General features: G+C 47.6%; 18 protein-coding genes. 12 read left to right on the top strand and 6 right to left on the bottom strand.

The window, feature by feature from the left end; all coding sequences use genetic code 11:
* Positions 1-87: 87 nt before the first annotated feature.
* Genes ACQ76X_RS07650 through ACQ76X_RS07640 form a run of 3 tightly spaced genes read left to right on the top strand, consistent with a single transcriptional unit; the run spans position 88 to position 4,068 of the window.
* Positions 88-540, top strand: coding sequence for a hypothetical protein (locus tag ACQ76X_RS07650; protein ID WP_438492730.1), 453 nt, complete (start codon positions 88-90; stop codon positions 538-540).
* Positions 537-2,309: an ABC transporter ATP-binding protein gene (locus tag ACQ76X_RS07645; protein ID WP_438492728.1), complete on the top strand. Its 1,773-nt coding sequence runs from the start codon at positions 537-539 to the stop codon at positions 2,307-2,309. Before ACQ76X_RS07650 ends, ACQ76X_RS07645 begins: the two co-directional genes overlap by 4 nt.
* The gene (locus ACQ76X_RS07640; RefSeq protein WP_438492726.1) at positions 2,290-4,068 is read left to right on the top strand and encodes an ABC transporter ATP-binding protein; all 1,779 of its coding nucleotides are present in this window, start codon (positions 2,290-2,292) and stop codon (positions 4,066-4,068) included. The genes ACQ76X_RS07645 and ACQ76X_RS07640 overlap by 20 nt, the downstream gene beginning before the upstream one ends.
* 76 nt (positions 4,069-4,144) lie before the next feature.
* Here the strand turns inward: ACQ76X_RS07640 and ACQ76X_RS07635 are convergent, their stop codons facing one another.
* Positions 4,145-4,780 (bottom strand): acetylglutamate kinase, encoded by a 636-nt coding sequence (locus tag ACQ76X_RS07635; protein ID WP_438492724.1) that lies wholly within the window; start codon positions 4,778-4,780, stop codon positions 4,145-4,147.
* Between the two features lie 159 nt (positions 4,781-4,939).
* Positions 4,940-8,053 carry a glycoside hydrolase family 2 TIM barrel-domain containing protein gene (locus tag ACQ76X_RS07630; protein ID WP_438492722.1) on the bottom strand — a complete coding sequence of 1,038 codons (3,114 nt, stop codon included), beginning with the start codon at positions 8,051-8,053 and terminating at the stop codon, positions 4,940-4,942.
* A 165-nt stretch (positions 8,054-8,218) separates the two neighbouring features.
* On the opposite strand from ACQ76X_RS07630, the gene ACQ76X_RS07625 reads away from it, so the two are divergent.
* Positions 8,219-9,040, top strand: a complete 822-nt coding sequence (locus ACQ76X_RS07625; RefSeq protein ID WP_438492720.1) for an AraC family transcriptional regulator — start codon at positions 8,219-8,221, stop codon at positions 9,038-9,040.
* 83 nt (positions 9,041-9,123) lie between these two features.
* On the opposite strand, the gene ACQ76X_RS07620 is transcribed toward ACQ76X_RS07625, so the two are convergent.
* Together ACQ76X_RS07620 and ACQ76X_RS07615 are read right to left on the bottom strand one after the other, a co-directional pair.
* Positions 9,124-9,714: an AAA family ATPase gene (locus tag ACQ76X_RS07620; protein WP_341378542.1), complete on the bottom strand. Its 591-nt coding sequence runs from the start codon at positions 9,712-9,714 to the stop codon at positions 9,124-9,126.
* Positions 9,715-9,853: 139 nt separating this feature from the next.
* On the bottom strand, positions 9,854-10,651 hold the full coding sequence (locus ACQ76X_RS07615) for a YheC/YheD family protein (RefSeq protein ID WP_341093042.1): 798 nt from the start codon (positions 10,649-10,651) through the stop codon (positions 9,854-9,856).
* 397 nt (positions 10,652-11,048) lie between these two features.
* Between ACQ76X_RS07615 and ACQ76X_RS07610 the strand changes: the two genes are divergently transcribed.
* Both ACQ76X_RS07610 and ACQ76X_RS07605 read left to right on the top strand, forming a co-directional pair.
* The gene (locus ACQ76X_RS07610) at positions 11,049-13,241 is read left to right on the top strand and encodes a PEP/pyruvate-binding domain-containing protein (RefSeq protein WP_438492718.1); all 2,193 of its coding nucleotides are present in this window, start codon (positions 11,049-11,051) and stop codon (positions 13,239-13,241) included.
* Positions 13,238-14,053, top strand: coding sequence for a GNAT family N-acetyltransferase (locus tag ACQ76X_RS07605; protein WP_438492716.1), 816 nt, complete (start codon positions 13,238-13,240; stop codon positions 14,051-14,053). Before ACQ76X_RS07610 ends, ACQ76X_RS07605 begins: the two co-directional genes overlap by 4 nt.
* Positions 14,054-14,188: 135 nt before the next feature.
* Here ACQ76X_RS07605 and ACQ76X_RS07600 read toward each other — a convergent pair whose 3' ends face one another.
* Entirely contained in the window at positions 14,189-15,901 is a 1,713-nt protein-coding gene (locus ACQ76X_RS07600) for an ABC transporter ATP-binding protein (protein ID WP_438492714.1), read from the bottom strand.
* A gap of 148 nt (positions 15,902-16,049) precedes the next feature.
* On the bottom strand, positions 16,050-17,099 hold the full coding sequence (locus ACQ76X_RS07595; protein ID WP_438492712.1) for an ArsR/SmtB family transcription factor: 1,050 nt from the start codon (positions 17,097-17,099) through the stop codon (positions 16,050-16,052).
* Positions 17,100-17,334: 235 nt separating this feature from the next.
* Between ACQ76X_RS07595 and ACQ76X_RS07590 the strand changes: the two genes are divergently transcribed.
* The 6 genes from ACQ76X_RS07590 to ACQ76X_RS07565 all read left to right on the top strand — a co-directional run bounded on the left by ACQ76X_RS07590 (position 17,335) and on the right by ACQ76X_RS07565 (position 25,374).
* Positions 17,335-18,240, top strand: coding sequence for an NAD(P)/FAD-dependent oxidoreductase (locus tag ACQ76X_RS07590; protein WP_438492710.1), 906 nt, complete (start codon positions 17,335-17,337; stop codon positions 18,238-18,240).
* A gap of 80 nt (positions 18,241-18,320) precedes the next feature.
* Positions 18,321-19,520: a PdaC/SigV domain-containing protein gene (locus ACQ76X_RS07585; RefSeq protein ID WP_438492709.1), complete on the top strand. Its 1,200-nt coding sequence runs from the start codon at positions 18,321-18,323 to the stop codon at positions 19,518-19,520.
* Positions 19,521-19,550: 30 nt separating this feature from the next.
* Positions 19,551-19,853 carry an ArsR/SmtB family transcription factor gene (locus ACQ76X_RS07580; protein ID WP_438492707.1) on the top strand — a complete coding sequence of 101 codons (303 nt, stop codon included), beginning with the start codon at positions 19,551-19,553 and terminating at the stop codon, positions 19,851-19,853.
* A 152-nt stretch (positions 19,854-20,005) separates the two neighbouring features.
* The gene (locus ACQ76X_RS07575; protein ID WP_438492706.1) at positions 20,006-21,199 is read left to right on the top strand and encodes an MFS transporter; all 1,194 of its coding nucleotides are present in this window, start codon (positions 20,006-20,008) and stop codon (positions 21,197-21,199) included.
* 32 nt (positions 21,200-21,231) lie between these two features.
* Positions 21,232-23,079 carry a glycoside hydrolase family 13 protein gene (locus ACQ76X_RS07570; protein WP_438492704.1) on the top strand — a complete coding sequence of 616 codons (1,848 nt, stop codon included), beginning with the start codon at positions 21,232-21,234 and terminating at the stop codon, positions 23,077-23,079.
* Positions 23,080-23,112: 33 nt separating this feature from the next.
* Positions 23,113-25,374, top strand: coding sequence for an amylo-alpha-1,6-glucosidase (locus ACQ76X_RS07565; protein ID WP_438492702.1), 2,262 nt, complete (start codon positions 23,113-23,115; stop codon positions 25,372-25,374).
* Positions 25,375-25,819 lie beyond the last annotated feature (445 nt).

The raw sequence follows: 25,819 nt of genomic DNA, 5'->3' as shown, positions 1-25,819 counted from the left end.
TATCAAAAATGATTGTCAAGCATTACACTAATATATGGATTTAGGCCACATTTTTCTCATTAAATCAATTAAATTGGAAGGTGGATTATGCAGAAACGGCTATGGAAGCTCTATACATTCACGTTTATCAAAACGCCAATTGCGGCACTCTTCATTATTGTCGGATTGGCTGTGGGGATGTATCTTCTGATGAACAGCATTCGTATCCAGAGCTATTGGGCGGTTACTGGTGCCCCTGTGGAGAGAGGGGAGTCAACGTTAATTACTGTGCAGGGGAACAACAATTATACTGAACTGCATAGGCAAGACAAGATTACCTGGTACATAAAGGAAAGTGGAGATCGTTACGAAGGAACCGTTCTAAATATTGATTCATCAACAGATGCAGACAGGCTTGAAATTGAAGTGACTGCTTCAGATTGGACACGGGCCAAGAAGGAGTCGGATGCGGAGTCTGCTGAACCGCCCGTTTATGTAGAGCTTCCCCAGGGCCAAGAAACTGTATTCGCCAAGCTGTTTAAGAAGGGAGCGGTGGAATGAACCGTTCGATGCGCAGCCAGCTTCAGACTCTCTGGCCGATTATCCGCAATTATAAATGGAGTTTTATCAATCTGTTTATTTGTATCCTGGTAACATCCGTAATCGGTATGGTGTATCCCTTTATCTTTGGATTGCTGGTGGATGAGGTATTCTATCACCGGAATCTTCAATTCTTAATCTTTATCGTCATCGGTTATGGGATGATCTTTTTGTCCGAGCAGCTGCTGCATACCGTTCTAAACAGTGTGTGGTCGTATCTGGTTACTAGATTTTCATTCGATATCCGGAAGAAGCTGTATGACAAGCTGATGTCGTTGCGGCCTGCCTTTTTCACCCGGAGTAAATCCGGCGAACTTATGGCGGTGATCAACCGCGATGCTGACGAAGTCATGAATCTGATTCATTGGAATATTTTTTACCTGACGGCCAACAGCATCCGTATGGTGACGGCAATCGCTTTTGTAATGATTGCCAATGTGTATTTGGGGTTATTGATGCTTGTTGTAATTCCGGTTGTTGTGTTTACCATCATGAGCTTCAGCCGGGCGATGAAATCCCGGCTCACCAATCAGCGTGAACAGTATGGCCAGTTCATGAGCTGGTGTGTCGAGATGCTGGCGGGGCTGCGCGATATCCGGCTGCTTGGTGCCGGGAAATACAGCACACGAGTTTTTGTGGGTCATCTAATTAAATATATGCGTCTCAAGAATCAATCCAGCCGGATCGATTTCGTTTCAGAACGAGCCGTCAGTCTAATCACCCTGGGCTCCGATCTGACCTTATACATAACTGCCAGCTTCATGATCGTAAACGGCCACTTAACGATTGGCGCTTTTATTGCCATTATTGAATATTTCTCCAAGGGCAGCGGGCTGCTGAAAAATATGAGCGGAGCCAACAGCCGGATCCAGCAGAACAAGGTCTCGATTGAGCGCGTGTTCCAGCTGCTGCAAGAGGAGGAAGAGGATCAGAATCCGGGCGGACCAAAGATTGTGGTAACGAAGGGCTTGATCGAATTTAAGGATGTTTTGTTTGGTTACCGCCCGGAAACACCTGTGCTGCAGAATGTGAACCTGCTGATAGAAGGCGGGCAAACGGTAGCCATTGTAGGAAAAAGCGGCGGGGGCAAAAGCACGCTTATTTCACTGCTGCTCGGATTATACAAGCCTTCCGGGGGAGACATTCTCATTGACGGCACCTCCATTCTTGACTGTGATTTGAAATCGCTGCGCAAGGCTGTCAGCGTATCTTTTCAAGAGCCCTTTCTCTTTGAGGGGACCGTTCGGGAGAATTTGCTATGGGGAAGCTCATTCCGGACTGACCATGAATTATGGGATGCTTGTGAGCAAGCTTTTATTGCCGAATATGTGCGTGAGCTTCCGCAGGGACTGCATACAACCATAGGGGGAAGTTCAGGTATCTTCATGTCCGGAGGACAAAAACAGCGGATTGCACTCGCCCGGACGTTTTTGAAGCAGCACCCCATCTTTGTTTTTGACGAGGCCACTTCTGCACTGGACGGGGAAGCGGAGAATGTCATCAAATCCAGCTGGGGAAATCTTGGTGAACACGCAACTACGATAATTATTGCACATCGGCTTTCAACAATTATCGCCGCAGATAAGGTGGCGGTCCTCGATCATGGACACATCGTCGCCTTCGATCATCACCGCAAGCTGCTTGCGGAGAGTGCCGTGTATCGTCAGCTTTTTTATGAGCAATATTCGGAAAGCGGGGCGGGGACAGCGGATGAACAAGTCTTTTCATAACATCAGAATCAGGCTGCAGTGGGTCCTTGCGTTTAAAGATCAATGGGCGAACCAACGTAAGGAGTGGCTGTCCCTTATCGTCTTTAAGGTGCTGCTGCTTGCTCTGGGGATGATCACGCCATTGTTGTTCAAGCTGCTCGTGGATGAGGTAATGGTCGGGCAGAACCTTAGTAAGCTATGGTATGTCTGCGGGGGATACGCCGCAATTTATATTGCAGAGACAGTTATTCTTGGGGGGCAAACGGCAATCGGGAACAAGCTTTCCAACAGGCTGACCTTCGCCGTACGTCTTGCGGTATGGAGCAGTTATATGCGTTTGCCGTTCAGGAAATATGAACAGATGAATACGGGGGATCTGAAAGCCCGAATGGATCAGGATGTAGAGTCCGTAAATCGTTTGTTCAAGGTTCAGGCGCTGGAATACGCTTATAGCTGTGCAATGATACTGGTCGGTGCAGGGCTGATGATCTGGTTCAGCTGGAAGCTTGCTTTATTCGGTCTGCTGATGGTTCCGGTCTCCTTCTGGATCACCAGGAAACTTGGCAAAGGTGCCCGGAAAGCTGCTGAAACCAACCGGAATATCTATGGGCAGTATGAAGGCTGGCTGCAGACCGCCATTCAGGGCTGGCGTGAGATCAAAGCCAATCATATGGAGAAGCGGATGTCGCTGAAATTTACCGAGTATTGGCATGCCATCAGTAAATCATTTTTCCAGCAGCATATGTATTGGTTCGGAAACCGCGCGCTTCAAGCCTTTAAGGATTTCTTCATTACGCGGATGAACCTGTATTTCATCGGGGGGCTGCTCATACTGCATGGCGAGATGACGATCGGAAGCCTGCTGGTGTTCATGAAGTATTATGAGCAAATGTTCACGCAGCTCGGCATCATCAATGATCTTGATATGAAATTCACTGCCGAACTGCCAGGTCTGGAGAAAGTGCAGGATATTCTAGAAGAATCGCCTGTCAAGCGCAGCAGAACAAGCACAACCAGCTCAAAGGAAGCTAATCAAGCTAAGTCGGGTATCCTAAGCTTCAACAATGTATCTTTCAAATACAGCGATATGACGAAGACGGTTCTGCGAGGGGTATCCTTTGATATTGAAGCCGGTACAAAAGTAGCAATCGTAGGCAGAAGCGGTTCGGGGAAAAGTACTATTGTGAAGCTATTGTTAGGGATGTACGAACCTGAGCAGGGGAACATTCAGCTGTCCGGCAAAGAGCTTCGTGACGTGGATGAAACGGTGCTGCACCGGACCCTTGGCGTAGTGATGCAGGACCCGGCCATATTCAATATGTCGATACAGGACAATGTAAGGCTTGCCCGGCCGAAGGCAACGGTAGAAGAGATACGGGCTGCCTGCCGTCTGGCAAATATGGACGAATTCATCACGAAGCTGCCGCAGAATTATGACACGGTTATCGGTGAAAAAGGCGTCCAGCTCTCCGGCGGACAGAAGCAGCGGTTGGCTATGGCACGAGTTCTGCTTTCGAAAGCAGAGATCATCCTATTGGATGAAGCGACCTCTATGCTGGACCATGAATCCGAGACCGAGATTAACCGCACGCTTGATAATCTATCTGGCGAGCGGACGATGATTATCGTCGCACACCGCCTTTCCTCTGTGATGCGGGCAGACCATATTATTCTGCTTGAAGACGGATGTATTGCGGACCGTGGAAGCCACAGCGAATTATGGAGCCGCAACGAGCTGTATCGGACACTTTTTCAGCATAATATGCAGGAGTCTGTATAACCAAGAAGCCCTCAGGTTTCCGCCTTGAAGCGGAGCATTGAGGGCTTTTGTTAAGCATAAGAAGCAATAATCCGGTTTATACCCTCTGCGGGAATTGGATGAGTATGGAATTTCTTATCATATCCGCCATCATCAACGCTTCACGCTCGATACGGTCATACAGCTGAACACTCATCTTGTAGTCCTTGTTCAACATCGATACTGCTTCTGCTTTAACTAGAGCCAGGTGCGAATAGAACATTTGCCTGAACGCCTCTTTTGGAAAATATGGATTAATACGGGCAAGGAATTCAACAATTTGATCGCCATTCGTGTACCATTTTTTCTCTGCCGCGTCAGCTGCTGCTGTATCGCCTGCCTTTGCAGCTTTTACTAGATCGGCTGCGATCACCAAATGCTCTTTGATAAGAGCACCATATGTGTCTGCTATATTTTGTCCGTAAAATGGTTTGAGCGCGTTCCCCATATCCGGCGCATTCTGCAGGAGGCGCGCCAGTACCACAACGGTATCGGGCAATCCGAAAACAAGACTGGTGATAGCCATTCGTGTCCAAGCCACATGCTGCTCCCATAATAAGCGCATATGGTTTTTGAATTCAATCTGAGCTTTGGTCAAGCAGATCACCTGTGGACCTGCATTTGCAGGAGCCAAATTGGGCCATGCGTAAGACGTTCTATTTCCGGAGGGGCCAAAGCCCCCATAAGAGTACATACAATCTAACCTCCCCTGAATACTTATATCCCCATAGTATGGGGATTCCGCCTATGTGTTCACCAACGGCTTCAAAAGAAGGTGGTTTTTACGTTTTCCCTAAACAAAAAAACGAGATATCCGCTGAGCGGAATCTCGCTTTTTTGTTGCAATGGCAGATTAAATTCGAGCGAGCGTAAAGCGGAAGCTGTACGGCCGGTTTGCAAGCAGAGTGAACTGTTCATGCGTCGGTGCACCCCAGCTGTCGTCCCCGCCGACACCCATTTGCTTGTAATTGACCCTCAGCACGGTTTTATCCGAAGCCGGCAATTTATAGACGTGATCGCTGGCTTCCAGTTCTTCTGGTTTCCAAGGGAGTACATTGATTTCCAGCGATGTTGCATTTTCGATATGGATCCCTGATCCATCGCTGCCTTCTGTAACTGAAGCATATCTGACATCTGTCTTGTTCCCGCATTCCTGTGGCTTGAGGTAAGGAGTGAACTGTTTACTGACTTTGCCGCTAAAGCGTCCCAGACGGGCTCCAGTTTGCCGGTCCCAATAGTTCTCATGTGGTCCGCGTCCGTACCATGACACAGTGTCCAGGCTTCCATTCAGCACGAACAGCATTCCGAACTCGGGAATTTCCGGCAGCGAGCTGCTACCCGGGTTCAGTTCCTGCGAAATCTCCACTGATCCGTCAGGACGGATTTCATAGGTGACCAGTAGAGTGGATACGGGATTGGTGGGCAGCAAGTAGGTTGCCGATACGAAACAAAGATTCTCTTGAGTCCGGGTAGTGAATTGAACAAGGCTACGTTCATAGGAAGCCTTTCTCCAGACTGCGGAACGTTCCTGCAGATGGTTGCCAAGATCATTATCGGTGACGGCTCTCCAGAAATTCGGTCTTGCAGGCTCAATCAGGCGTTCTTTGCCCAGGACTTGATAAGAGAACAAATCTCCGGTTGCCGAATTGAAAGAAAGTGAAAAGTCAGCTCCTGCAATGATCAATGCTTCCTCTTGCTCAGTGATGTGAAGGGGATCTCCTGCTGAAACGGGAAGATTTCCTGCAACTCTTGGAACTAGAATGAACTGCTCCCATGCAATCTCATGGTTGGCATCTGCCCATGCTGCTGCAGCGGGTTGAATGAAGGACAAGGTCAGCACTGCTTCTTTATCATCGGCGATGGAACTAAGCTCATACGGAATGACACAATCGACAGTCTCTCCCGGTGCAGCGGCAATCCGCAGAGAGCCCTCTTGCGAAATTACGCCTTCCAATTCAATCTTCCAATGTAAATCATATTCTTCGATATCCGTAAATAAGAAGTTATTGCGGACTTCATAAAGACCTTTCTGAAGATCCTGGGCGGTGACTTTTATATTCTGATAACATTTTTTGACCTCAAGCAGCTTAGGAGTTACAGTCCGGTCCGCAAACAGCAGGCCGTTGCCGCTAAAGTTCCCGTCATGTGGGGATTCACCGAAATCGCCGCCGTACGCCAGATATTCAATCCCCTCTGGAGTTGTAGTACGGATGGCCTGATCCACCCAGTCCCAGATGAATGCGCCTTGGAACACATCATATTTGTCGAACATATCGGTGTAGAGATGCAGTCCGCCGCAGGAATTGCCCATTGCATGGCTGTATTCACAGAGGATATAAGGCTTCAGCGGATTGTTTGTCGCATATTGTTCAACGCCGGCAGGCTTAATATACATCGTAGACTCGATATCGCTTGCCGCTTCCGAAGGTCTGTAATGAAAAATCCCTTCATAATGAACAGGACGGGTAGGATCGGCTGCCCGCAGATAGTCATGCATGGCAATAAAATTATCGCCGCCAAAGGACTCATTGCCGAGTGACCAGATGATAACGGATGGATGATTTTTGTCCCGTTGCATCATGGAATTACAGCGGTCGATGACATTGGCGCGCCATTCCGGCTTGCTGGCGGGAACATTCCCCTCATGCAGCTCTTGTTGTCCATATTGCCAACTGCCGTGTGTCTCCAGGTTGGTTTCGTCGATTACGTAGAGACCGTATTCGTCACACAACTCATACCAAACTGACTGATTGGGATAATGAGAGGTCCGTACCGCATTAATGTTATGGGATTTCATCAGATGAATATCGCGGATCATATCCTCTACGGACAATGCGCGCCCAGTGTCACAAGAGAACTCATGCCGGTTAGTGCCTTTCAGTACGATTCGTTTCCCGTTAATCTTCATTAAGCCGTCTTTAATCTCGAAGGAGCGGAAGCCAACCTTTGTGCTGACTGCCTCTTGAACGGCCTCCTGACCATCCACTAGCGAGATCACCAAGGTGTAAAGGTATGGCTTCTCCGCACTCCATTTATGAGGCTGAGCTACAGGTGCCGACAGTTTAAGCTGCTGCAAATCTCCTTCCTGAAAAGATACTGCAGCAGCAACCGGAGCAGCCCAGACCCCTTGGCCATTGTTGTCATAAAGCTGCATTTGCAGCGAGTATTCTCCAGCTTTGCGGCTAAAGTAATCTTCCACTTTGATGTCCACGTTCAGCTCCGCATGCACAAACTCGTTGTCCAGATCGGTCCGGGCCCAAAAGTCGGCAACACGTACGGGAGGTGCGGTATACAAATAAACGTCGCGGAAAATGCCGCTAAGCCGCCAGAAATCCTGATCTTCCAGCCAACTCGCATCACACCAGCGGTACACCTCAATGGCCAGCTTATTCTCTCCTGCTTGCAGATAAGCTGTAATATCGAAGTCCGACGGGGTAAAGGTATCTTCACCATAGCCGACCAGTTCTCCATTCACCCATACATAAAAAGCAGACTCCACACCTTGGAAGCTGAGGAATACAGGCTGGCCGTCCCAAGCTTGCGGTACATCAAATGTACGTACATAGGAACCTACTGGATTATATAAAGTAGGGGCAAAAGGGGGCTTCAAATCCGGTTCTGACTCTGCCCAAGGATACCGCACATTGGTATATTGCGGGTAGTCATAGCCCTGAAATTGCCAATGGGAAGGAACGGGAATATCCGCCCAACTGCTGCTGTCATAATCTGATTTATAGAAATCCTTGCTGCGTTTCTCAGGAGTTTCGGCAAAGGCAAATTTCCAATTGCCGTTCAACGATTGATAACGAGTGGAGGATTGTTTATTTCCTTGGAGTGCTTGCTCAGCAGTCGGGAAAGACATCATGGAAGCATGCGCTTCCATTCGGTTCAATTGAAAAATCTCCGGATTGTTATTCCATTCGGGATATCCGTTGGCAGGTGGCTGATAGACTAGCTTCTTACGCACTTTAACATCTCCTTATATTGTTATATTCGTATTATAGAATGAGAAAGAGTCTGAGTATATATAATGATATTCTTATCGAATAACACAATATGAAACTAAATAGGGCTTTCTTTCGCTAGAAATGAAGGCTAATATAGAAGCAACAATTAGAAACGGAGAATCCTTGTGAAAAGCAAAATGATTTTTTGCCAGACTGATGAGACGATGCTGCTGCCCTTATATGCCACAACCATCGGATATTGGGAGCATCAGGCCGAAACTTTGCGTCCGGCCGGTTTTCCGGATTATCAGATGCATCAGGTGCTTGAAGGCAAAGGTGAACTGAATATTAATGACAAAAGTTACATCGTAGGCCCCGGGGAAGTGTTTTTTCTATATCCTGAAATTCCGCATTTCTATACTCCGATTAGCAGGGCGTGGAAGCTGGCGTGGATTTCATTTAGCGGCAGGGAAGCTGCCCAGATGCTGATGTACGCGGGAATACGCGAGTCTGGACCCGGGAGATTAAGAGACGAAGCACTTTTGGAGCCTTTGCGGGAGATGCTTCTATTGTCTAATGAACATCCGCTTGAAGATGATCTGGAATGCTCCAAGCTGCTCTACGCATTGCTGCTGGATCTGAAACGCAAACTGCTGCCTTCTTCCAACGAGGAAGATGAAATGGAACGGATTAAGCCCGTCCTGCGGCATATAGAACTCCATCTGCACCGGCCGCTGCAGTTAAAAGAACTGGCAGAAGTAGCCGCAGTATCGCCGCAGTATTTGTGCCGGCTGTTTCAGCACACGGTTCATGAGCGGCCGGTAACGTACATTAATAAACAGCGGATTAACCGGAGCAAGCAATTAATGTTTAACGTTCGCGGTAAAAAAATCTACGAAATTGCCCGGGATGTCGGTTTTGAGAATGCCAGCTACTTTTGTGCGGTGTTTAAACGGGTGACAGGGATGAAGCCTGAGGAGTTTAAACGATTGCATGGTTTGGATTAAAGGTGAATGCAGGTGAATATAATCGGACCTTTCATGAATACTGCATAACAAAAAAAGGCAGCCCACGGCTGCCTTTCGTCTGCTCATTGTGCTGCATAAATAAAATGCTCAACTGTCCTTACTGTATCTTCGATCTCCGGATTTGAGTTGTCGATCATTGCGACATTCGACGCGGGCAGCGGCCACGCGACAGTGCGGCTGCCAAGCGAAGACCGGAATTCCTGCCAATGCTGAAATTTCCAGTCATCCAAAGACGAGTGCCTGCCTTGAATGCGTTCCCGGTATAAATCCTCGTTGGCCAGTCCGACCAGGACAACCTTGACCTCAACCTCGGGCAGCGTAAGACCGATCCGGGACAGCTCATTGCTAATCCAGTCTGGGTCGGCGGCTTCCTTGGTAAAGGGTCCAACTACGAATACATCGCTATTCAGGCCGATATTATCAAGCGCGGCGTCCATCGTAATGCGGTAACCAAGGTCGCGGCAAAGTCTTTTATATTCTGCGGAATCTCTGTCTGTCGGGTCCAGACCATGCATGGTCATGATGGCGTCCGCCGCCGGCCGCAGCAGAATATCCATATCGAAGAAGGCGGCTTTGCGGCGCGAGGCTACCGCTTTGGCCAGCGTCGTTTTGCCCGCACCTGCCGGTCCCAGAAAAAAAACCAGTTTATTCATCATTCTGCTCTCCTCAAATCCCGATTCATTTCACACCTCAACCAGTATATCCTATCATTTTTTGCAATCCAAAAAAAGGTTGAACAGAGCCAAAGAGAGCACTCAAGTTCAACCTTTTTTATACCCGGTAGTGTTCACCTTATTTGACAACTTTCTTGCCAGAATTCAATAATTTATGCCACTTCTTAAGGTAGATCACTCTGCGGAACATCGTTTTATCCTTCAGTTGATTAAAGATATAAGCATCCGGCCGGGTATTTACCTCAATAATCCATGGCTTCAAAGCAGAATCCAATCCAATATCCAGGCCTATTTCCTTAAATCCGCTGTGGTTTTTATGGAATTCTTTCGCCACCTGATCCCCTAAAGCTTTTAATCCTTTGATATAGTCTTTTTTCTTGTCTCCTTGCAAGTAAGGACTAAGCAGCGTTTCCAGAGGAAGCGGTTTTCCGCTGTTGTGGAAATTCGTAACGATTTTCTTAGGATGTGCCATTCGCCCGATATATCCGGTACATTCCCAATGGTTCGTGCTGTTCATTTGCGTCATAATGCGCACATCAAAGATACGATTCTGATAGGTTAGCAGATTTATCCCTTGCTGAACCAAATATTCACGCTTTAATTTACTGCTGCCTAGCGAAGTGAACAGAGCGCCGTAAGTTTTAAAATAACGGGGAGTCTCGCCTACGTGATAGGCATATTTATGTTCACTATACTTAATAACTTTAATGACACCATTTCCTCCGGTTCCTTTGACAGGCTTTACATATACCATCTTATGCTTGTTAAGCATGGACTGCAGGGCTTCATACGAATAGATCCGGCTATCGGGCACGAATTGGCGGAGCCGTGAATGGTTAAGCAGCATTTTTGTTTTGGACCATTTGCTTGCAATGGTAATTGGTTTTTTGGTGGTTGCGGCTTTCTTGGACAGCATCAGCAGGTCACCTCGTTCTAATAGTGGAAGTATAGCTTTACACACTTATATTGCCTGTCTTACGGGAATGGATCATTCCGCAGCCTTCAGCACATAGGATATCGTATGTAAGTCACCGGTCATCAACCACAGGCAAAAAGACGGGGGGATGCGCGGAAGTTTCATGTATAATTAAGAGAATATGTAGAAGGGTTTGGAGGCAATGTGCAGATGACAGTCTCCGTGATTTATTTCATTTTTACAATAACCGTAACGATTGCGCCTACTGGATTGTAGAAGATGAGGGAGAGGTTGCGGGCGGATGCTGAATTGCCCCATTTGCCGGTTCGGAGCATTTTGCCTGTGGGCCTGGTATATTAGGGAACTTGAAAATTAGCTATAAAAGGAGGATTGCGGCTTGGAGTTATCATTGAAATCTCTGGATTTAAAAGCAGCGGAAGTTGGCAACAAAGCCTTGAATTTGTCCAAGCTAATAAACGATCAATTCAGCGTGCCCGATGGTGTAGTGCTTTCCCAAACTTATTTCGCATGTTCAGAAGCTGAGCTGCAGCAGAAGTTGAATCGACTGTCTGAGCGTCTGGAGAGAATGCTTCCTTCCGCTGACGGCTGGGCCATCCGCTCCACGGCAATCGACGAAGACGGCGGAACGAAGTCCATGGCTGGTCAATACAAGACCGTAATTATTCAGCATTCCTCTCAGCTGCCGGCTGCAGTTGCTGAAGTGCATGAGGGGTCAATTCCTGTGATCATTCAGACATTTATTGAACCGGATTATTCCGGTGTTCTATTCTCCTGCAACCCGCTTACGGGAGAATCCGAAATAATCATTGAACTTGTAGAAGGAAGAGGAGAAGCTCTCGTGGGCGGGGACACCAATCCAATGGTCCATTACCGGGAAGGCAAATGGAGCGATTCCAGCCCATTGCTCGAACAGCTCCTGCTGCATATGGAACCATGGATTATGAAAGCAAAGGAGCTAATGCAGCAGCAGGTGGACATGGAGTTTTGCATCAAGAACAAATCGCTTTACTGGCTTCAGGTTCGTCCTGTAACAACCGGAGTCCATACCGATTCGCGGGACTACGATTTTGCACATATCCCTGACTCCTTCCTTGAAGAGGACTGGTTTCTGCTTGATCAGTGCACGGAACCCGTTACTCCGTTAGTAAAGAAGCTGGATCCGGGCAATTATTTTCAAATGCCTTATTGGGATATACGGTTCGTTCAGCATTACCCTTACATCAGTATGAAAAAGAACGTTGGTGTCGCTGCGCCTTCACAACCGGACGACGGGACAAGCATTCTGCTTAGATGGCAGGCGCTTAGAAACAGATACGAGCCGATCTTCGATCAACAGCTGAACGAAAATATTACGCAAGCCTCACTTGAAGACTTATGGGAGATGACAACTGTTCGGGTAGAGATCAACCGGGCTTATGTAAGTGAGTATTTGAACCGGGACTGGTTCAGGGCACGACGAATCATAGGGAAGGAGCTGGAACTGCTCGTCAGCCGCTATGCTGGAGAGAATGCAGACGTACCGCTTTTATTGTCCTCGCTGACTGGAGAAGTGAACACGATCACGTATCAAAAAACGTTGCAGCTTAACCAATTGGTAAACTCTGCCCGGAAATATCCTGACTTTGGAGAACTGTGCAACAAGGTTAGAAGCAGTGAACCTCATCCATGGGCAGACCAATTTGCTGCTTTCATTTCCCAGTACGGCTACGAGCTTCCGCATCCCTTGGCACTGCACCTGAAGACCTTGGCCGAGAGTCCGGAAACGTTGTTGTCCAGAATCGCTGCTGAACTCCATACCCGCAAGGTTTCTCGTGAGGGGAAAGGTCAGGAAAGCTGGAAAGAAGTTGCTGCCATGATTGGGCAACGGATGGAGCATGACGAGAAAACGGAATTTCATAGGCTGTTAACAGAGTATAGATCCTACGTGATCCGAACAGAAGATGACGATTATCTGCTCCAGAAAGGTGCATCCTCCATTAGAAGAATCTTGCTCGAAATCGCTCAGCGATTAGTAGACTGCGGCAAAATAGAAAGCAGGGAGTCTATATTTTTGCTCTATCCCGCTGAAATACATGAACTGATCTCCGGTGCCCGCCAAAGTGTGGAAGAAACGGAACTCCTTCAACGGGAAAAAAGCTTTGCCGCAGCAACAGCAATTAACCCTCCATTACTTCTGAAGCCCGGAAATGCGCGGAAGGTGTCCGAAGACCAAAAGCTGCAGGGGGTAGCTGTGGCGCAAGGATGCAGAAGTGGAAAGGTCTTTAAATTAATGAATCCGCTGGACCGGGAAAGCTACAACCAGATTCCGGAAAATGCGGTCATCGTAGCTCCAATCCTGACGCCCAATCTGACTTATGCGATCTTGGCCTGTGAAGCTATCGTAACCGAAGTGGGCGGTTTCTTATCGCACGGAGCTATTTTTGCCCGGGAGATGGGCATTCCGGCGATTGTTCAGGTTGAAGCTGCGACAAGTCTTCTCCAGAATGGCGATGAAGTACAGGTAGATGCAAACCGGGGAGTAATTGAAATAATAAAGAGAAACTCAAACATAGGAAGTGATCTTTCATGAAGCTGCCAGTCTTGAACCAAGGCCTTGCTGAACAAATCCAGCAGTCAGAATTTGACTATTTAACCTCAAGAATTAACTCCATCCGCGAACGCGAAGGTAACCCGGAGGGTGTTGAGATTGTCCGTTTCGGCCACACCACTGGTTTCTATATCAGGACCATGCCATGGAGCCTGTTTAATTCCGTTAAAGGGTTCTCTGATCAGGACGTGGACAAGCTGGAGGAGATCATCCGATTTTACACGGCCAAAGACAGAGCTTTCCAGATCGATGTGGATCCTGTTCATTGCAGCTCCAAGCTTTTTACAGGGTTAGCCGATCATGGACTTTACCAGAGTGGTTTTCATGCTGTACTGTATGGGCTGCCGCGTCAAGCGCCGTCTGAACTTCCATCCAAGATAACAATTGTCGAAATTGATAACGTAAATTCCTTTGACACTTATGCAGAAATCCATTGCCTAGCTTCCGGCATGCCGTTGTCCGATAAGATTCATTTCGTGAATAATAACATAGGACTGCTGAATAGGCCGGGGTGGAAGCTTTTTGCAGGTTATTGGGAGGGGATTCCGGCAGGAGTGGCTGCGATGCATATAAACGGCGGTATCGCCTCCTGCACACTCGCCGCAACAATTCCGGAATACAGAAACCGGGGGATCCAGACTGCATTATTGCACAAGAGGATGCACGAGGCCCACTTGGCAGGTTGTCGGCTCATAACGGCTCAGGCGGGTTTTGGTTCTACAAGCCAGAACAATATGGAACGGGCCGGATTTCAACTGGCATGGACAAGAGCGGTTTGGACAGCCCGGCTTTAATTTGTAGGATCAAATTGATTAGCCGTTGTGAAGATGTTCAGGGTTCAGCATGTTATTATTAACAGCATTTCTTAGCAGGGAAAACAGCCAGTCTCCGGTTTATGGAGAGCTGGCTGTTTCTATGATCTCACCTGATTATGCTTGAAGCGCCTCCGCAACATCCCCCTTGTGCAATGAGCAAAAGGCTGCAAATCCGCCACCGCGCGCGCGAAGCTCCTGGAAGCTGCCAACCTCGGCGATTCGTCCGTTCTCCATATAGATAATTTCATCATATAATCCCAACAATTCCTCATTCATATTATGGGTTATCGTCATTAAGGTCAGCTCTTTAAGCGTGAGCAGTCTGCTTTCGATTTCATAAGCGGTCTGCATATCAATCGCGGAAGTTCCTTCATCCAGAATCAGGATCGGCTTGCTGCGGATCAGCGCCCGGGCAACGGCAATCCGCTGCCGCTGGCCGCCGGAGAGCTGTGAGCCGTTCTCACCAACGGTGGTCAGCAGTCCACTGGGCATCTTTTCCACAAACTTATGGACTCCGCTGGTATGAAGGGCAGTTTCCATAACTTCCTCGGAGAATTCCTCATGCAAGCAAATATTCTGCTTAATGTCTGTATCGAACATATAGACATTCTGATGGATGGTTGCTGTCATTTGCTGCAGCCGCTCTGGGTCAAGCTGTTTGATGTCGGTACCATCAAGGGTGATGGAGCCTTCATACCTGTCATAATACCCGCTAAGCAGTTTAACAAGTGTAGATTTACCGCAGCCGCTTCGTCCGACCAGTGCATATTTTTTTCCTTTTTGCAGGGAAAGATTGATGTCCGAAAGCACCTGATTTCCTTGCTGATAGGCAAAGTGTAAGCGGCTGATCTCAAGATTCTCGTTGAACACAGGTTCGAGCAAACCTGACTTCGGCTGTGCCTCTTCGCTTGCCAGATCATTGATCCGTTGCACAACAGGTTTGACACCTTGAATTTTGGGCAGATTCTGCATCACGACCAGTACAGGTCCTACAAAACCGCCGCTCAGCTGGACAAGGGCAACCAGGCTCCCCGCTGAGAAGTCTCCGGAAATAATCAGATAAGCGGCAATAAAGACTACTGAAAATTGAGTAAGAATGGCCAGCGTTTCGGAGAGGCTCTCATTGGCGGCAAACAGCCGGTCAGCAGCAAAACGGGTGTTTGCGGCCGCGGTGTTCTCCTGCTGGAATTTCTGCTCCGTGTGTTTGCCCATGGCATAGGATTTGATCACTTCATAACCCGACAATAAATCCTTAACACTAGTGGTAAAAATGGACATCCGGGCAGATACGGCGCTTTGTTTGTCCTGCAGAGCTTTGCCGAAAAGGGAAGGGACGGTAAACATCAGAATCATGCATACCACCAGGATCAAGGTAACCAGCGGGCTCAGATAGAGGAGTGCAATGAGGGAGGCTGCAAAAACCACAACATTCTGCAGGGTAAGCAGCAGGGGTTGGATATAGTTATCCTCCAGCAGTTTGATGTCATTGGTGAGTGCCGACAAATAATCAGCCGTATTGGACGAAGTGAATTCTTCTGCATTTCTGCGGAATACTCCACGGAATACCCGCTCCCTCAGTGACAGGGTCAGATTGCGGATCAAGGCTTTGCTGCAAATGGCATATATGAAACCGAACAAGCTTAACAGCAGCAAATAAGCAACCGACAGGATCAGGATTTTTTTGAAAAGTAACATGTCACCCTGCATGGCGGCATCGATTACCTTTTGCAGAATGATCGCAATCAGTACGCCTGCTGCTGAGGTAATGATGCTGAACAACAGGGTGACTGCAAGCAGCATTTTGTTTTGACGGATGGACTGTTTCATCAAATAGCCAACTCCTAGAATTAGATTATCATTAAATTAATAAGATTACAGTATCATATGAATAATAAATATGTCAAACATATTAGATGTTAATCTTATTCGTACGCAAAAAAACTTCCCGCTAAAACTCTCGGGAAGTCTGTCAATGCTATAGCAGAAAATGTTCAAGGTCAGTAATTAACTGCCGCAAGTTGTCTGAGTCCAGATGATAATACACCTTGCCGTTTTTTTTCTCTATTCCGACCATACCGCAGGCCAGCAGCACATTCATATGATGAGACATGGTAGCAGCTGTTAAGCCCATCTGATCTGCAATTTCCAGATTGTATTTCGGACTGACCTTGAGCGACGCCAGGATTTGCAGTTTGCTGTTGTCCCCGAGTGCCTTCATCCGAAGCAGCAGAAAATCTTTAGAATCGGCATGGCCCTTGCTGGCTACCGGAAGCAGATCGACGAACAGGCCATAGTAGCAATGCTTGGCGAACATCACCTGTCCAAGCGGAACAATTAAGGATGGATGGACAGAGGGTGCATCGCTGAACATCTCCACCAGCTTAATAAATTGTACATCGTCCTGCCTCTGCACGGATTGAACATACTTGGAAATCAGCTTGTTCAGCGGCTTCTCCAGTTCCTGGCACACCTGCTCAAATGCAGACAAGTTATTGTTGATGATCCGGGCAAGCGCCTGGATTTGTGTGCGCGGCTGCTGCAGCAGCCTCAACATTTTCCATTTCATCCCTTCTTCAAGAGGACTGTCGCTCAGGAAGGTGATAATATCAACCAAAGATAGAATTCCGGACGGTGAGGTTTTCTGCAGTTGGTAATTTTGCATGACTTCCATATCGAGCAGGATCTTCCATATTTCTTCATGAAGCACCTCATCCGGCACTTCTGCAAGCGAGTTTAGCCAAGCCGTATTTTCACTGAGCAGCAGATGGAGAACGGAGAAGAAGGAGTCATTTTCATCCCCGAAAAAGAAGTCTGCTTCCTTATCAAGCACACGATATTTAAGAAAGGTATGGATGTACTTGTCTACTATTTTCAAGTGCTTGCTGTAAAAGGCTTCTCCGTCCAGCCCAAATTTGTTCAGGTCTTCAATCGTCCCTTTCTTGTAAGTCTCCACATGGCAACTGACGTAGAGCAAACCCAAGGTCTCAAAGACGGGATCCAGCCGTTCATGAATGTTGAGGTTCATAGGTCCTCCATAGGTTTTTTTAGTTTGGTGCTTATCTAATTCATTATATTTTCATTAAATAGGATTATCAAGTTTCAACTTGACAGTCACAAATATAAGGATATTATAGATATAGTAAGTCCTTGAATATAAAAACTTACGATCTGAAAGTCTAGGTTAGCACTTCAAGGGTAAAAATGTTGTTGTATTCCTAGATATAAAAAATCTTTAATAACCATTAAGGAGGATGAGATTTATGATTTATGATTGCGCGATTATTGGTGGGGGACCTGCCGGGCTGAATGCAGCCCTAGTGCTAGGCAGAGCAAGGAGAAGTGTGGCTCTGATCGACAATAACCGGCCTAGAAATGCTGTTACGCATGCGTCTCACGGTTTTATTACAAGGGATGGAGTAACACCGGCTGAGTTCAGGCGCGTGGCAAATGAGGAATTGCAGCGTTATCCTTCTGTAGACCATTTACCATTCGAGGTGGTCTCGGTCTCTCAAGCGCAAGGTGGATTTGAGATACAGGATTTGGGGGGAGTCCGTGTTCAAGCCCGGAAGCTGATCCTGGCGACGGGTCTAAAGGAGATCTTTCCGGAGATCGAAGGCTTGCGGCCTTTATACGGTAAAAGCCTGTTTAACTGCCCTTATTGTGACGGATGGGAGCTGAGGGATCAACCATTGGCCATTGTCTCTGAGTATCCGACCGTATTCCATATGGCTAAGCTGCTCCTCAATTGGAGCAAGGATTTGCTTGTGTGTACACATGGCCAGGCGTCCTTGACCGAGGAGCAAAAACAGCAGCTTGAATCTAAAGGAATCGTCGTGATTGAACAACCGGTTGCGGCTTTCCACGGCCAGAACGGCCGGCTTGAGCACATTCGTTTTGCAGATGGAACTAGTGTGGCCAGAACCGGCGGCTTTGTAGCTCCGAAACTTGTGCAAAGCTCAACGTTAGGAGAGCAATTAGGCTGTGAAATAACGGAGCTTGGAGGGATTCGGACAGATGACAAGGGACAAGCTTCTGTCTCCGGTGTATATGCCGCAGGTGATGCGTCGTATTTCGCGCCTTCCCAATTGATTTTTGCCGCAGCCGACGGCAGCCGAATTGGCATGAACGTAAATATGGATCTGACAGAGGAAGATTTCAACAATTGAAATCCTCTTTCCGGTTAGTTACCGAAACAAAACAAGCAATTTTTCGTCTATAGGTAAGTAATGGAAACGGAGGGTTTACCATGTCACTGCCTGTTCAAAAGTCACAAATGCAAGTCCGTATTTTCAGACTTACCGCTGTATGCGTGTTATTGAGTATGTGTCTTGCCACACCTGCCCGGGTATCTGCCGACGTCGGAGCAGTTTCCCGAATGAGTGGCGGGCAAGCAGCTAAGGAAATTTCAGGTTCTGCAATCAAACCTCAGGTCGCCGCTACCGTCTCACCTTATGCACCGGTTCTCACAACATTCAACATTGAGGGTAAACAGCTGAAAGCACTGGCGTACAGTGCGGATGGAACCCTGTTGGTCCAGCTGATGCCGATTGCCCGGGCCATGGGATATACGGTGGAAGATCAGGCCGGGACCGGTGATCTAACACTCAGCAAACCGCGGCGCGTGATCAAGCTGACTCTTTACAACAGTTCTTATAGTGTCAACGGCCTAACTTCTTCAGCCAAAACACCGTTTGTCAGAGAGGGTTCCACCTATGTGCCGCTCCGCCAGCTGGCTACAATGTCAGGTTATGATATTGTGCTGAAGGGCAAAAACAGCTATCTCCTCCATTCACGTCCGGAAAATGAGCTGACGATTTCCGCTTCCGGTGAGCTCGCGGTAACTACAGAGCCTTATTCATTTTCTATCCGTTATCCCGTTCTTTCCGGTTCTGCGCACAAAGAGGGTATTGATAAGATCAATCACTTCCTCCAGAACAAGGCAGAAGGCTGGAAAACACAGGCCGAGAAAGAGCTTGCGCAAGCTTGGGCAGCACATCCCAACAAGGACAAAATTATAGACTACGCGCATATCTTACCCTACGGGCTCCAAGTGGAGTGGACGATCGCATACAATGAAAAGGGCCTGCTCAGTCTGTACGCGGATACTTATCAATATATGGGCGAATCCAAGCAGGACAAAAGTATCCGGTACAGCTGGACCTTCGATCTCGCAACAGGAGAGGAGCTGTCATTGCAGCAGATTGCAGGGAATAATCCGAATTATCAGACACAGATTAATCAGTATATTAACCTGAAGATTGCTTCCGGGGAAGCAGGCCCATTCGCACCACTTCAGTTTCCGGGAATCGAAACCTCCAGTACTGGCTGGTATCTGCTGGATGGACGGATTGTTGTATATGTTCAGCAAAACGCCGCCAAGTTCATCCACGATGGAATTTTTGAAATACGGATTCCGCTCTCCCGAATTACACAAGCTGAGGATTGACATATCGCAAATTATCGATATAATAAATTCATGAAACCTATAGATGTATTTAAAGCGTTGTCCAATGAATCGCGGATTCAGATCCTGCAGTGGCTCAAGGAGCCTGATCTTCATTTTACACCCCATGAAGGGATTGATATGACGGAAACCGGGGTATGTGTCAGTCAAATTACCGATAAGCTGAATATGACCCAATCAACAGCCTCCCAGTATCTTTCGATACTGCAGAGAGCAGGGCTTATTTCTACCAAACGTATTGGCAAATTTACGTATTACCAAAGGGATGAAGAAGCGATTCTCAATATGGCTGAATACATGAAGCAAGAAATGTAAGGCACAAACTGAGTTCTTGATCTAAGAATTCGGTTTTGTTTTAAGTTAACAATTCGATAATTCGTAATATATAGATTTTTTTTGATTAATCATATCTATGATTCGCGATATATCTTTATATACAACTACAACTTAGGAGCTGATCATTACATATGTCTACGAGCTGGAAGATATACACACTCGCCATCATCAGTTTTTTAGTCGGAACCTCGGAATACATTTTATCCGGGATTTTAGATAAGGTATCACTTTCGTTTGGTGTATCGCTAGCATCTGCAGGTCAACTGATTACGATTTTCTCACTGGTATATGCACTTTGCACACCTGTGCTAATGGCTTTGACGGCAAGCATGGACCGCCGCAAATTAATCGTCTCTGCACTCGGTGTATTTGTTGTATCCAACATTCTTGCTTTCGTGCTGCCTGGGTATGGACTATTCGTGGCTGCACGCATCCTGATGGCGCTTGGAGCCGGAGTAGTCGTGGTTACGGCCTTAAATATTGCTGCCAAAATCGCTCCTGAAGGCAAACAGGCCAGCTCGATCGCAACGGTCGTCATGGGATTTACGGCATCGCTTATTATCGGAGTTCCTCTGGGGCGGATGACGGCGGATATCCTGGGTTGGAAGTTTGTGTTTGGCGGAATTGCCCTGCTGGGCATCTTGGCAATGATCATTCTATCGTTCACCATACCGAATATTAAAGGAGATTCACCTGTACCCCTGCGTAAGCAATTAGAACTGCTGAAAAAGCCAAAAGTAGCACTCGGGTTGTCCATTTCTTTCTTCTGGCTTGGCGGTTATTCTATCGCTTATACGTATCTGTCGCCGTACCTGCTCAAAGTATCGGGTATAAGCAGCGGTTATATCAGCGGGGCTTTGCTGGCTTTTGGGATCGCCAGTATGATTGGCTCAAAGGTTGGCGGCTACAGTACAGACCGCTGGGGAGTACACCGTACCTTATTCAGCGGAATGGCGCTTCATATCGTAATGCTGCTCTTGTTAGCTGTAGTTAAGGACTCTTTGGCCGGAGTATTGGCCGTATTGGTATTATGGTCATTTGCTGCCTGGTCGTCCGGACCGACACAGCAATATTATTTAACAACGATTGAGCCTGAAGCATCAGGGGTTATGCTAGGCCTGAATCAGTCCATGATGCAGCTCGCAATGGCTGCCGGAGCGGGACTCGGCGGCGTAGCCATCAATCAAGTTGCTTTGTCCTCCATTACATGGTTTGGAGCTGCCGGCGTTGCCCTGGCGATTATTGCTGCTTTTACGCTTTACCGTCTGGATTCCGCACATCAATTGACAGCCTGCTCATTAGAATCTTATAATGAATTAACTTAAACGTATAAGTTAATTTATAAGGAGTGATTATTATGGAGCTGGCAGCATTTATCCACGAACCGAAGGGGGCATTTTCCTATGCGGTTAATCAGGAAACCCTTCATATTCGTATCAAGACCAAAAGAGATGATATTCAAGCCGTTAAGCTACTTCCTATTGACCCGTTCAATTGGAAGCCTGTAAGCAAAGGTTCACATGTGTATGAGTTTGCAGTAAAAACCATACAGCCTGTGGAGATGAAGAAGGAATATGTCACCCGTCTGCATGATTGCTGGTTTGCAGAGGTTCCGGGGTTCAAATGGAGCAGAATCCGCTATGGCTTTGTATTGGATGACGGGCAGGAGCTGTGTTTTGCCGGATCACATAGCTTCATCCCGCTGCAGGAAGACTCGACGCCGCCTGCCGACCATACGAATTATTTCAACTATCCCTATATTCTCGAAGATGATCTATACAGGGCACCTGCTTGGGTAAAGGATACCGTGTGGTATCAGATTTTTCCGGACCGGTTCAACAGGGGAGCTGCCGGGGAACAGGACAATCTGCTCGCTTGGGGCAGCGATGAACTGGACGGCCCTGAGAAGAAATTCGGCGGGGATCTGCAGGGCGTGACAGAGAAGCTGGATTATATCCGAGGTCTTGGGTGTGATGGGATTTACTTTACGCCTATCTTTGAGTCACCAAGCTCGCATAAATACGACACCAAAGATTATTTCCGGATCGACCCCCAGTTTGGCGACAATGAGAGCTTTGGACTGCTGGTGGAGGAGGCGCATAAACGGGGCATTAAAGTGATGCTGGATGCCGTGTTCAACCACTGCGGGCAGGAGCATCCCTTCTGGCAGGATGTATTGAAGAATGGAAGAGACTCGCGCTACTTTGATTACTTTTATATTATGGACCCGGACAAACCTGTGGTACTAAATTCTATGGCGGCTACGGCGGATGGCGATGATTTGGGAGCACATCTGAACTACAGGACTTTTGGATTTACCGAAAATATGCCAAAATGGAATACAGAAAATGCAGAAGCAAGAGAGTACCTGCTGAGTGTAGCTGTGTATTGGACTGAGCGATATAATATAGACGGCTGGCGGCTGGATGTTGCCAATGAAGTGCCTCATGATTTCTGGCGGGAATTCCGCAAAAAAATCAAAGGCATTAACAAAGAGATCTATATTCTCGGTGAAAACTGGTTTTACTCCAACCCTTGGCTACAGGGCGACCAGTTCGATGCGGTTATGAACTATGAGTTTACGGCAGCAGTTACCCGCTTCTTCGGGGTCCATCTTCAGAATCAGGAACGCTTTACAGCAGCAGATTTTGTGTATGCGATTAACGGGCTGCTAGTCAGCTATCCCAAACCTGTGATGCAAAATATGTTCAACCTGCTGGACAGCCATGATACCGCACGAATTCTCCACAGCTGCGGAGACAATGCAGAACTGGTGAAACTGGCTTATGTCTTCCAGCTTACGTACGGCGGTTCCCCAAGCATTTATTATGGTGGCGAAGTGGGGCTGGGCGGGGATGAGCACCACAACCGGCAATGTATGCCGTGGGATACTGCGAAGCAAAACCAGGATCTCTATCAGACCATCCGCCGGTTGATTGAATTAAGAAAGCAATACAATGTGTTCAAAGAAACTGATATCCGATGGCTGTCCATTGATGACGAGACCGGAAGCTTGATTTATTCAAAAGAATCACAAGGCAGCACACTGCATGTGCTGATTCATAATTCACCGGTGGCGGCAAGCCTCAACCTTCCCGTTGAACTGAAGGATCAGGTGCTGCAGGACATTTTTGCCGGAGAATCCGTTCGTCTGTCAGATGAAATCAGCATGGAACCTTACTCCTTCCGGTTGCTGGTTCAATAAAGTAAAACGTAATTATTTTGGAGGTTAATGTTGATGAATGCACAGGAAAACCCAGCTATTCTGGAATCGATGACGATGTTTGTTCCACAAGACGCCAATCGCGGCATTTCTTTTACTAATAAGGAAGCGGCCTTTTACTTCACTCAATCGCACCTGACGAATCATCCGGAGCATGCCTATTTTGAAGGTTTCAATGTGGCCAAGAACAGAATTTTCGGCGGATATTCTCTATTTATAGATAAGCAAAAGCTAGATAATCAAAAGTCGGATGTCTGGGTGTACCCCTATAAAATGATTCGCAAACACGGGGAGCTGACCGAAGAGCTCTGGGTGTTTGATTATAAGAATGTAATAGAAGTTAGTCTGGAAGGCGGCTCCGGGCAGGCTGCCGGAATTGTCTTAAACGGTGAGAATGTTGAATGTATAGCACTAAATCATCAGATTGCTCTGTTTGCCTCCATGGAGGGAGACTGGATTATTGCTGTAAGCTCCAAAAACATCCAGCCGCTCTCTATGGACAACGGGATTGTAACCAGCTCTGGCAACTCAGACGGCTTTTACATTGCGGTTGGCAAATCGGCCGCTGAGGCAACTGCCTTGATTCAGGAAGCCCAGAAACATGCTGTCCGCTGGAAAGCGAATCGTGTGAAGCGGATGGAAGACTTTTTGAACCATAATGTATATGTGGATTCCAGCTCAGAGTCGCTCACCCTTGCGCTGAATTGGCTGAATCTCACGATGGATCAATTGGTGACAAGGCAGCAGGGAGAGGGGATTTACGCCGGTCTGCCCTGGTTTAATGAGTACTGGGGGCGCGATCAATTTATTGCTCTTCCGGGTGCAGCGCTCGTAAGCGGACAATTCGAGACGGCCAAGCACATCCTGTTATCTTTTGCGGAATTTCAGGATACGGAGGAGTCGTCCAGAACTTTCGGCAGAGTGCCGAATATTCTCGCTCCCCAGAACATTGATTACCATACCACTGACGGTACACCACGTTTTATTATCCAGCTGCAGGATTATGTAAAATACTCCGGTGACACTGCAATCATCACGCAGTTGTACCCGGCGGTGCAGAACAGTATAGAAGGATCGATCCGCAACTGGGTGGATGATAAAGGATATCTTACACATAAAGATAATGAAACGTGGATGGATGCCCGCGATGCGGATCTGAACTCTTATTCGCCAAGGGATACCCGGGCCAATGATATACAAGCACTTTGGTACAATCAGCTTCGGGCGGGAGTATATTTTGCGGAGGTTATGAAAGATCAAGAAAATGCAGCCAAATGGGATGCCATTGCTGAGAAGTTAAAGGGCAATTTCGAGCTGGACTTCCGTGATCAGACACATCCTTATTTGGCAGACCGGTTGACTGCGGAGGGCGAAGCGGAATTCTCCTTGCGTCCGAACCAGCTGTTTGCTCTGGATATACTCGAAGACAGTGAATTTAAGAGCAAAGTTATCCGCACAGCATGGGAGGAACTGGCTTATCCTTGGGGAGTTGCCTCACTCGACCGTCAGCATCCGTTGTTCCATCCCTTTCACCTAACGGAGCTTTATCACAAAGATGAAGCTTATCACAACGGCGCGGTATGGACCTGGTTAAACGGCATCGCCATGCAGCGGATGATTGAAGCAGGCCAGCCAGAAACAGCATACAAGCTGTTCCGAAATATGAACTGGCAAGCGCTGAATCTCGGTGTAGTCGGAGGACTGAGTGAGAATCTGGATGCTTACCCTCAGGAGGGTGAGGACTGGGCGAAGCTAACTGGAGCTTATTTGCAGGCCTGGTCCAATGCGGAGCAGCTGCGGGTCTGGTACCAATATTTTCTTGGCATCCGGCCGGATATGATCCGCCGCACGCTTAGGCTTGCACCCAGAATCCCTGAAGAGATCAAAGAGTTGCACTATCAGGTCAAAGTAGGTGACGGCAGTATTAATGCAGCATATTCCGCGGAAGCTTCAGGACAGAGCTATCAATACAGCTTTAATGGAATTGGGCTGACTGTAATTATTGATATTTTGCCTTTTGAGATCGCGAGAATAGAGGTTGAATCCAATACCATGCTGGAGATTAACCGGACTGAGCATACATTAAAGATTACTCAGCGTGATGCGGAGGGTAAGATCATTACAAGCACTGTCATCCCACAATCAGAAGAGAGAACCCGGTGGCAGGCGCAAAGCGATCAGATCTTTAAGGATGTCAAATTTGCAGAGCCATTGCCTCTGAATACTCATCCGGTGATGCGGCGGTACAATGTTTCAGCAGAAAGCCCGAGTGACTAGAGCATGTCTTCAAACTGGGAAGAGCTCTGGGAAGCAGTGATTTAGTGTAGAGGCCCAAAAAGCCCGCAGCGGGTTCGTTTACGAGGGACGGACTCAGGAGGCGCTATGGAGAGTAAAATCCCTGTTTATTCTCTTTTGCGGACCCAGATGCAGCTATTTGCTCCAATCTCTCCTATTTATGAGTAACTGAAGGCGAATAAAGGCTATACGGTCCGCGAACCTAGTAAAAAGAGCTAACCAGTATAATTAGAGGCTATACAGTCCGCAGCTTGCGGGGATGATCTGCTAAGTGCGTATACCGGTGTTTTTTCGGGTTACGTTCTCCGATACTTTTTTGGTGTGCTTTCCGGTACTTACTCCTATCTGCTCTGCATTCTATCTAAAAACGGCCATCAGGAGAAATAACTGCGCTGGAGTCCGTTTTCCTACTGTAACAGGCTAAAAG

The sequence above is a fragment of the Paenibacillus sp. IHBB 3054 genome, assembly GCF_051594305.1.
In the GTDB taxonomy this organism is placed as follows: domain Bacteria; phylum Bacillota; class Bacilli; order Paenibacillales; family Paenibacillaceae; genus Paenibacillus_AQ.
The sequence above is the reverse complement of the archived record's forward strand: the minus strand, read 5'-3'. Positions and strand labels throughout refer to the sequence as shown.

Excerpts from the sequence above, each read along its gene's own strand:
- ACQ76X_RS07650 (WP_438492730.1), top strand. The coding sequence starts at position 88 with ATGCAGAAACGGCTATGGAAGCTCTATACATTCACGTTTATCAAAACG.
- ACQ76X_RS07645 (WP_438492728.1), top strand. The coding sequence starts at position 537 with ATGAACCGTTCGATGCGCAGCCAGCTTCAGACTCTCTGGCCGATTATC.
- ACQ76X_RS07640 (WP_438492726.1), top strand. The coding sequence starts at position 2,290 with ATGAACAAGTCTTTTCATAACATCAGAATCAGGCTGCAGTGGGTCCTT.
- ACQ76X_RS07635 (WP_438492724.1), bottom strand. The coding sequence starts at position 4,780 with ATGTACTCTTATGGGGGCTTTGGCCCCTCCGGAAATAGAACGTCTTAC.
- ACQ76X_RS07620 (WP_341378542.1), bottom strand. The coding sequence starts at position 9,714 with ATGAATAAACTGGTTTTTTTTCTGGGACCGGCAGGTGCGGGCAAAACG.
- ACQ76X_RS07615 (WP_341093042.1), bottom strand. The coding sequence starts at position 10,651 with ATGCTGTCCAAGAAAGCCGCAACCACCAAAAAACCAATTACCATTGCA.
- ACQ76X_RS07605 (WP_438492716.1), top strand. The coding sequence starts at position 13,238 with ATGAAGCTGCCAGTCTTGAACCAAGGCCTTGCTGAACAAATCCAGCAG.
- ACQ76X_RS07600 (WP_438492714.1), bottom strand. The coding sequence starts at position 15,901 with ATGAAACAGTCCATCCGTCAAAACAAAATGCTGCTTGCAGTCACCCTG.
- ACQ76X_RS07595 (WP_438492712.1), bottom strand. The coding sequence starts at position 17,099 with ATGAACCTCAACATTCATGAACGGCTGGATCCCGTCTTTGAGACCTTG.
- ACQ76X_RS07590 (WP_438492710.1), top strand. The coding sequence starts at position 17,335 with ATGATTTATGATTGCGCGATTATTGGTGGGGGACCTGCCGGGCTGAAT.
- ACQ76X_RS07585 (WP_438492709.1), top strand. The coding sequence starts at position 18,321 with ATGTCACTGCCTGTTCAAAAGTCACAAATGCAAGTCCGTATTTTCAGA.
- ACQ76X_RS07580 (WP_438492707.1), top strand. The coding sequence starts at position 19,551 with ATGAAACCTATAGATGTATTTAAAGCGTTGTCCAATGAATCGCGGATT.
- ACQ76X_RS07575 (WP_438492706.1), top strand. The coding sequence starts at position 20,006 with ATGTCTACGAGCTGGAAGATATACACACTCGCCATCATCAGTTTTTTA.
- ACQ76X_RS07570 (WP_438492704.1), top strand. The coding sequence starts at position 21,232 with ATGGAGCTGGCAGCATTTATCCACGAACCGAAGGGGGCATTTTCCTAT.
- ACQ76X_RS07565 (WP_438492702.1), top strand. The coding sequence starts at position 23,113 with ATGAATGCACAGGAAAACCCAGCTATTCTGGAATCGATGACGATGTTT.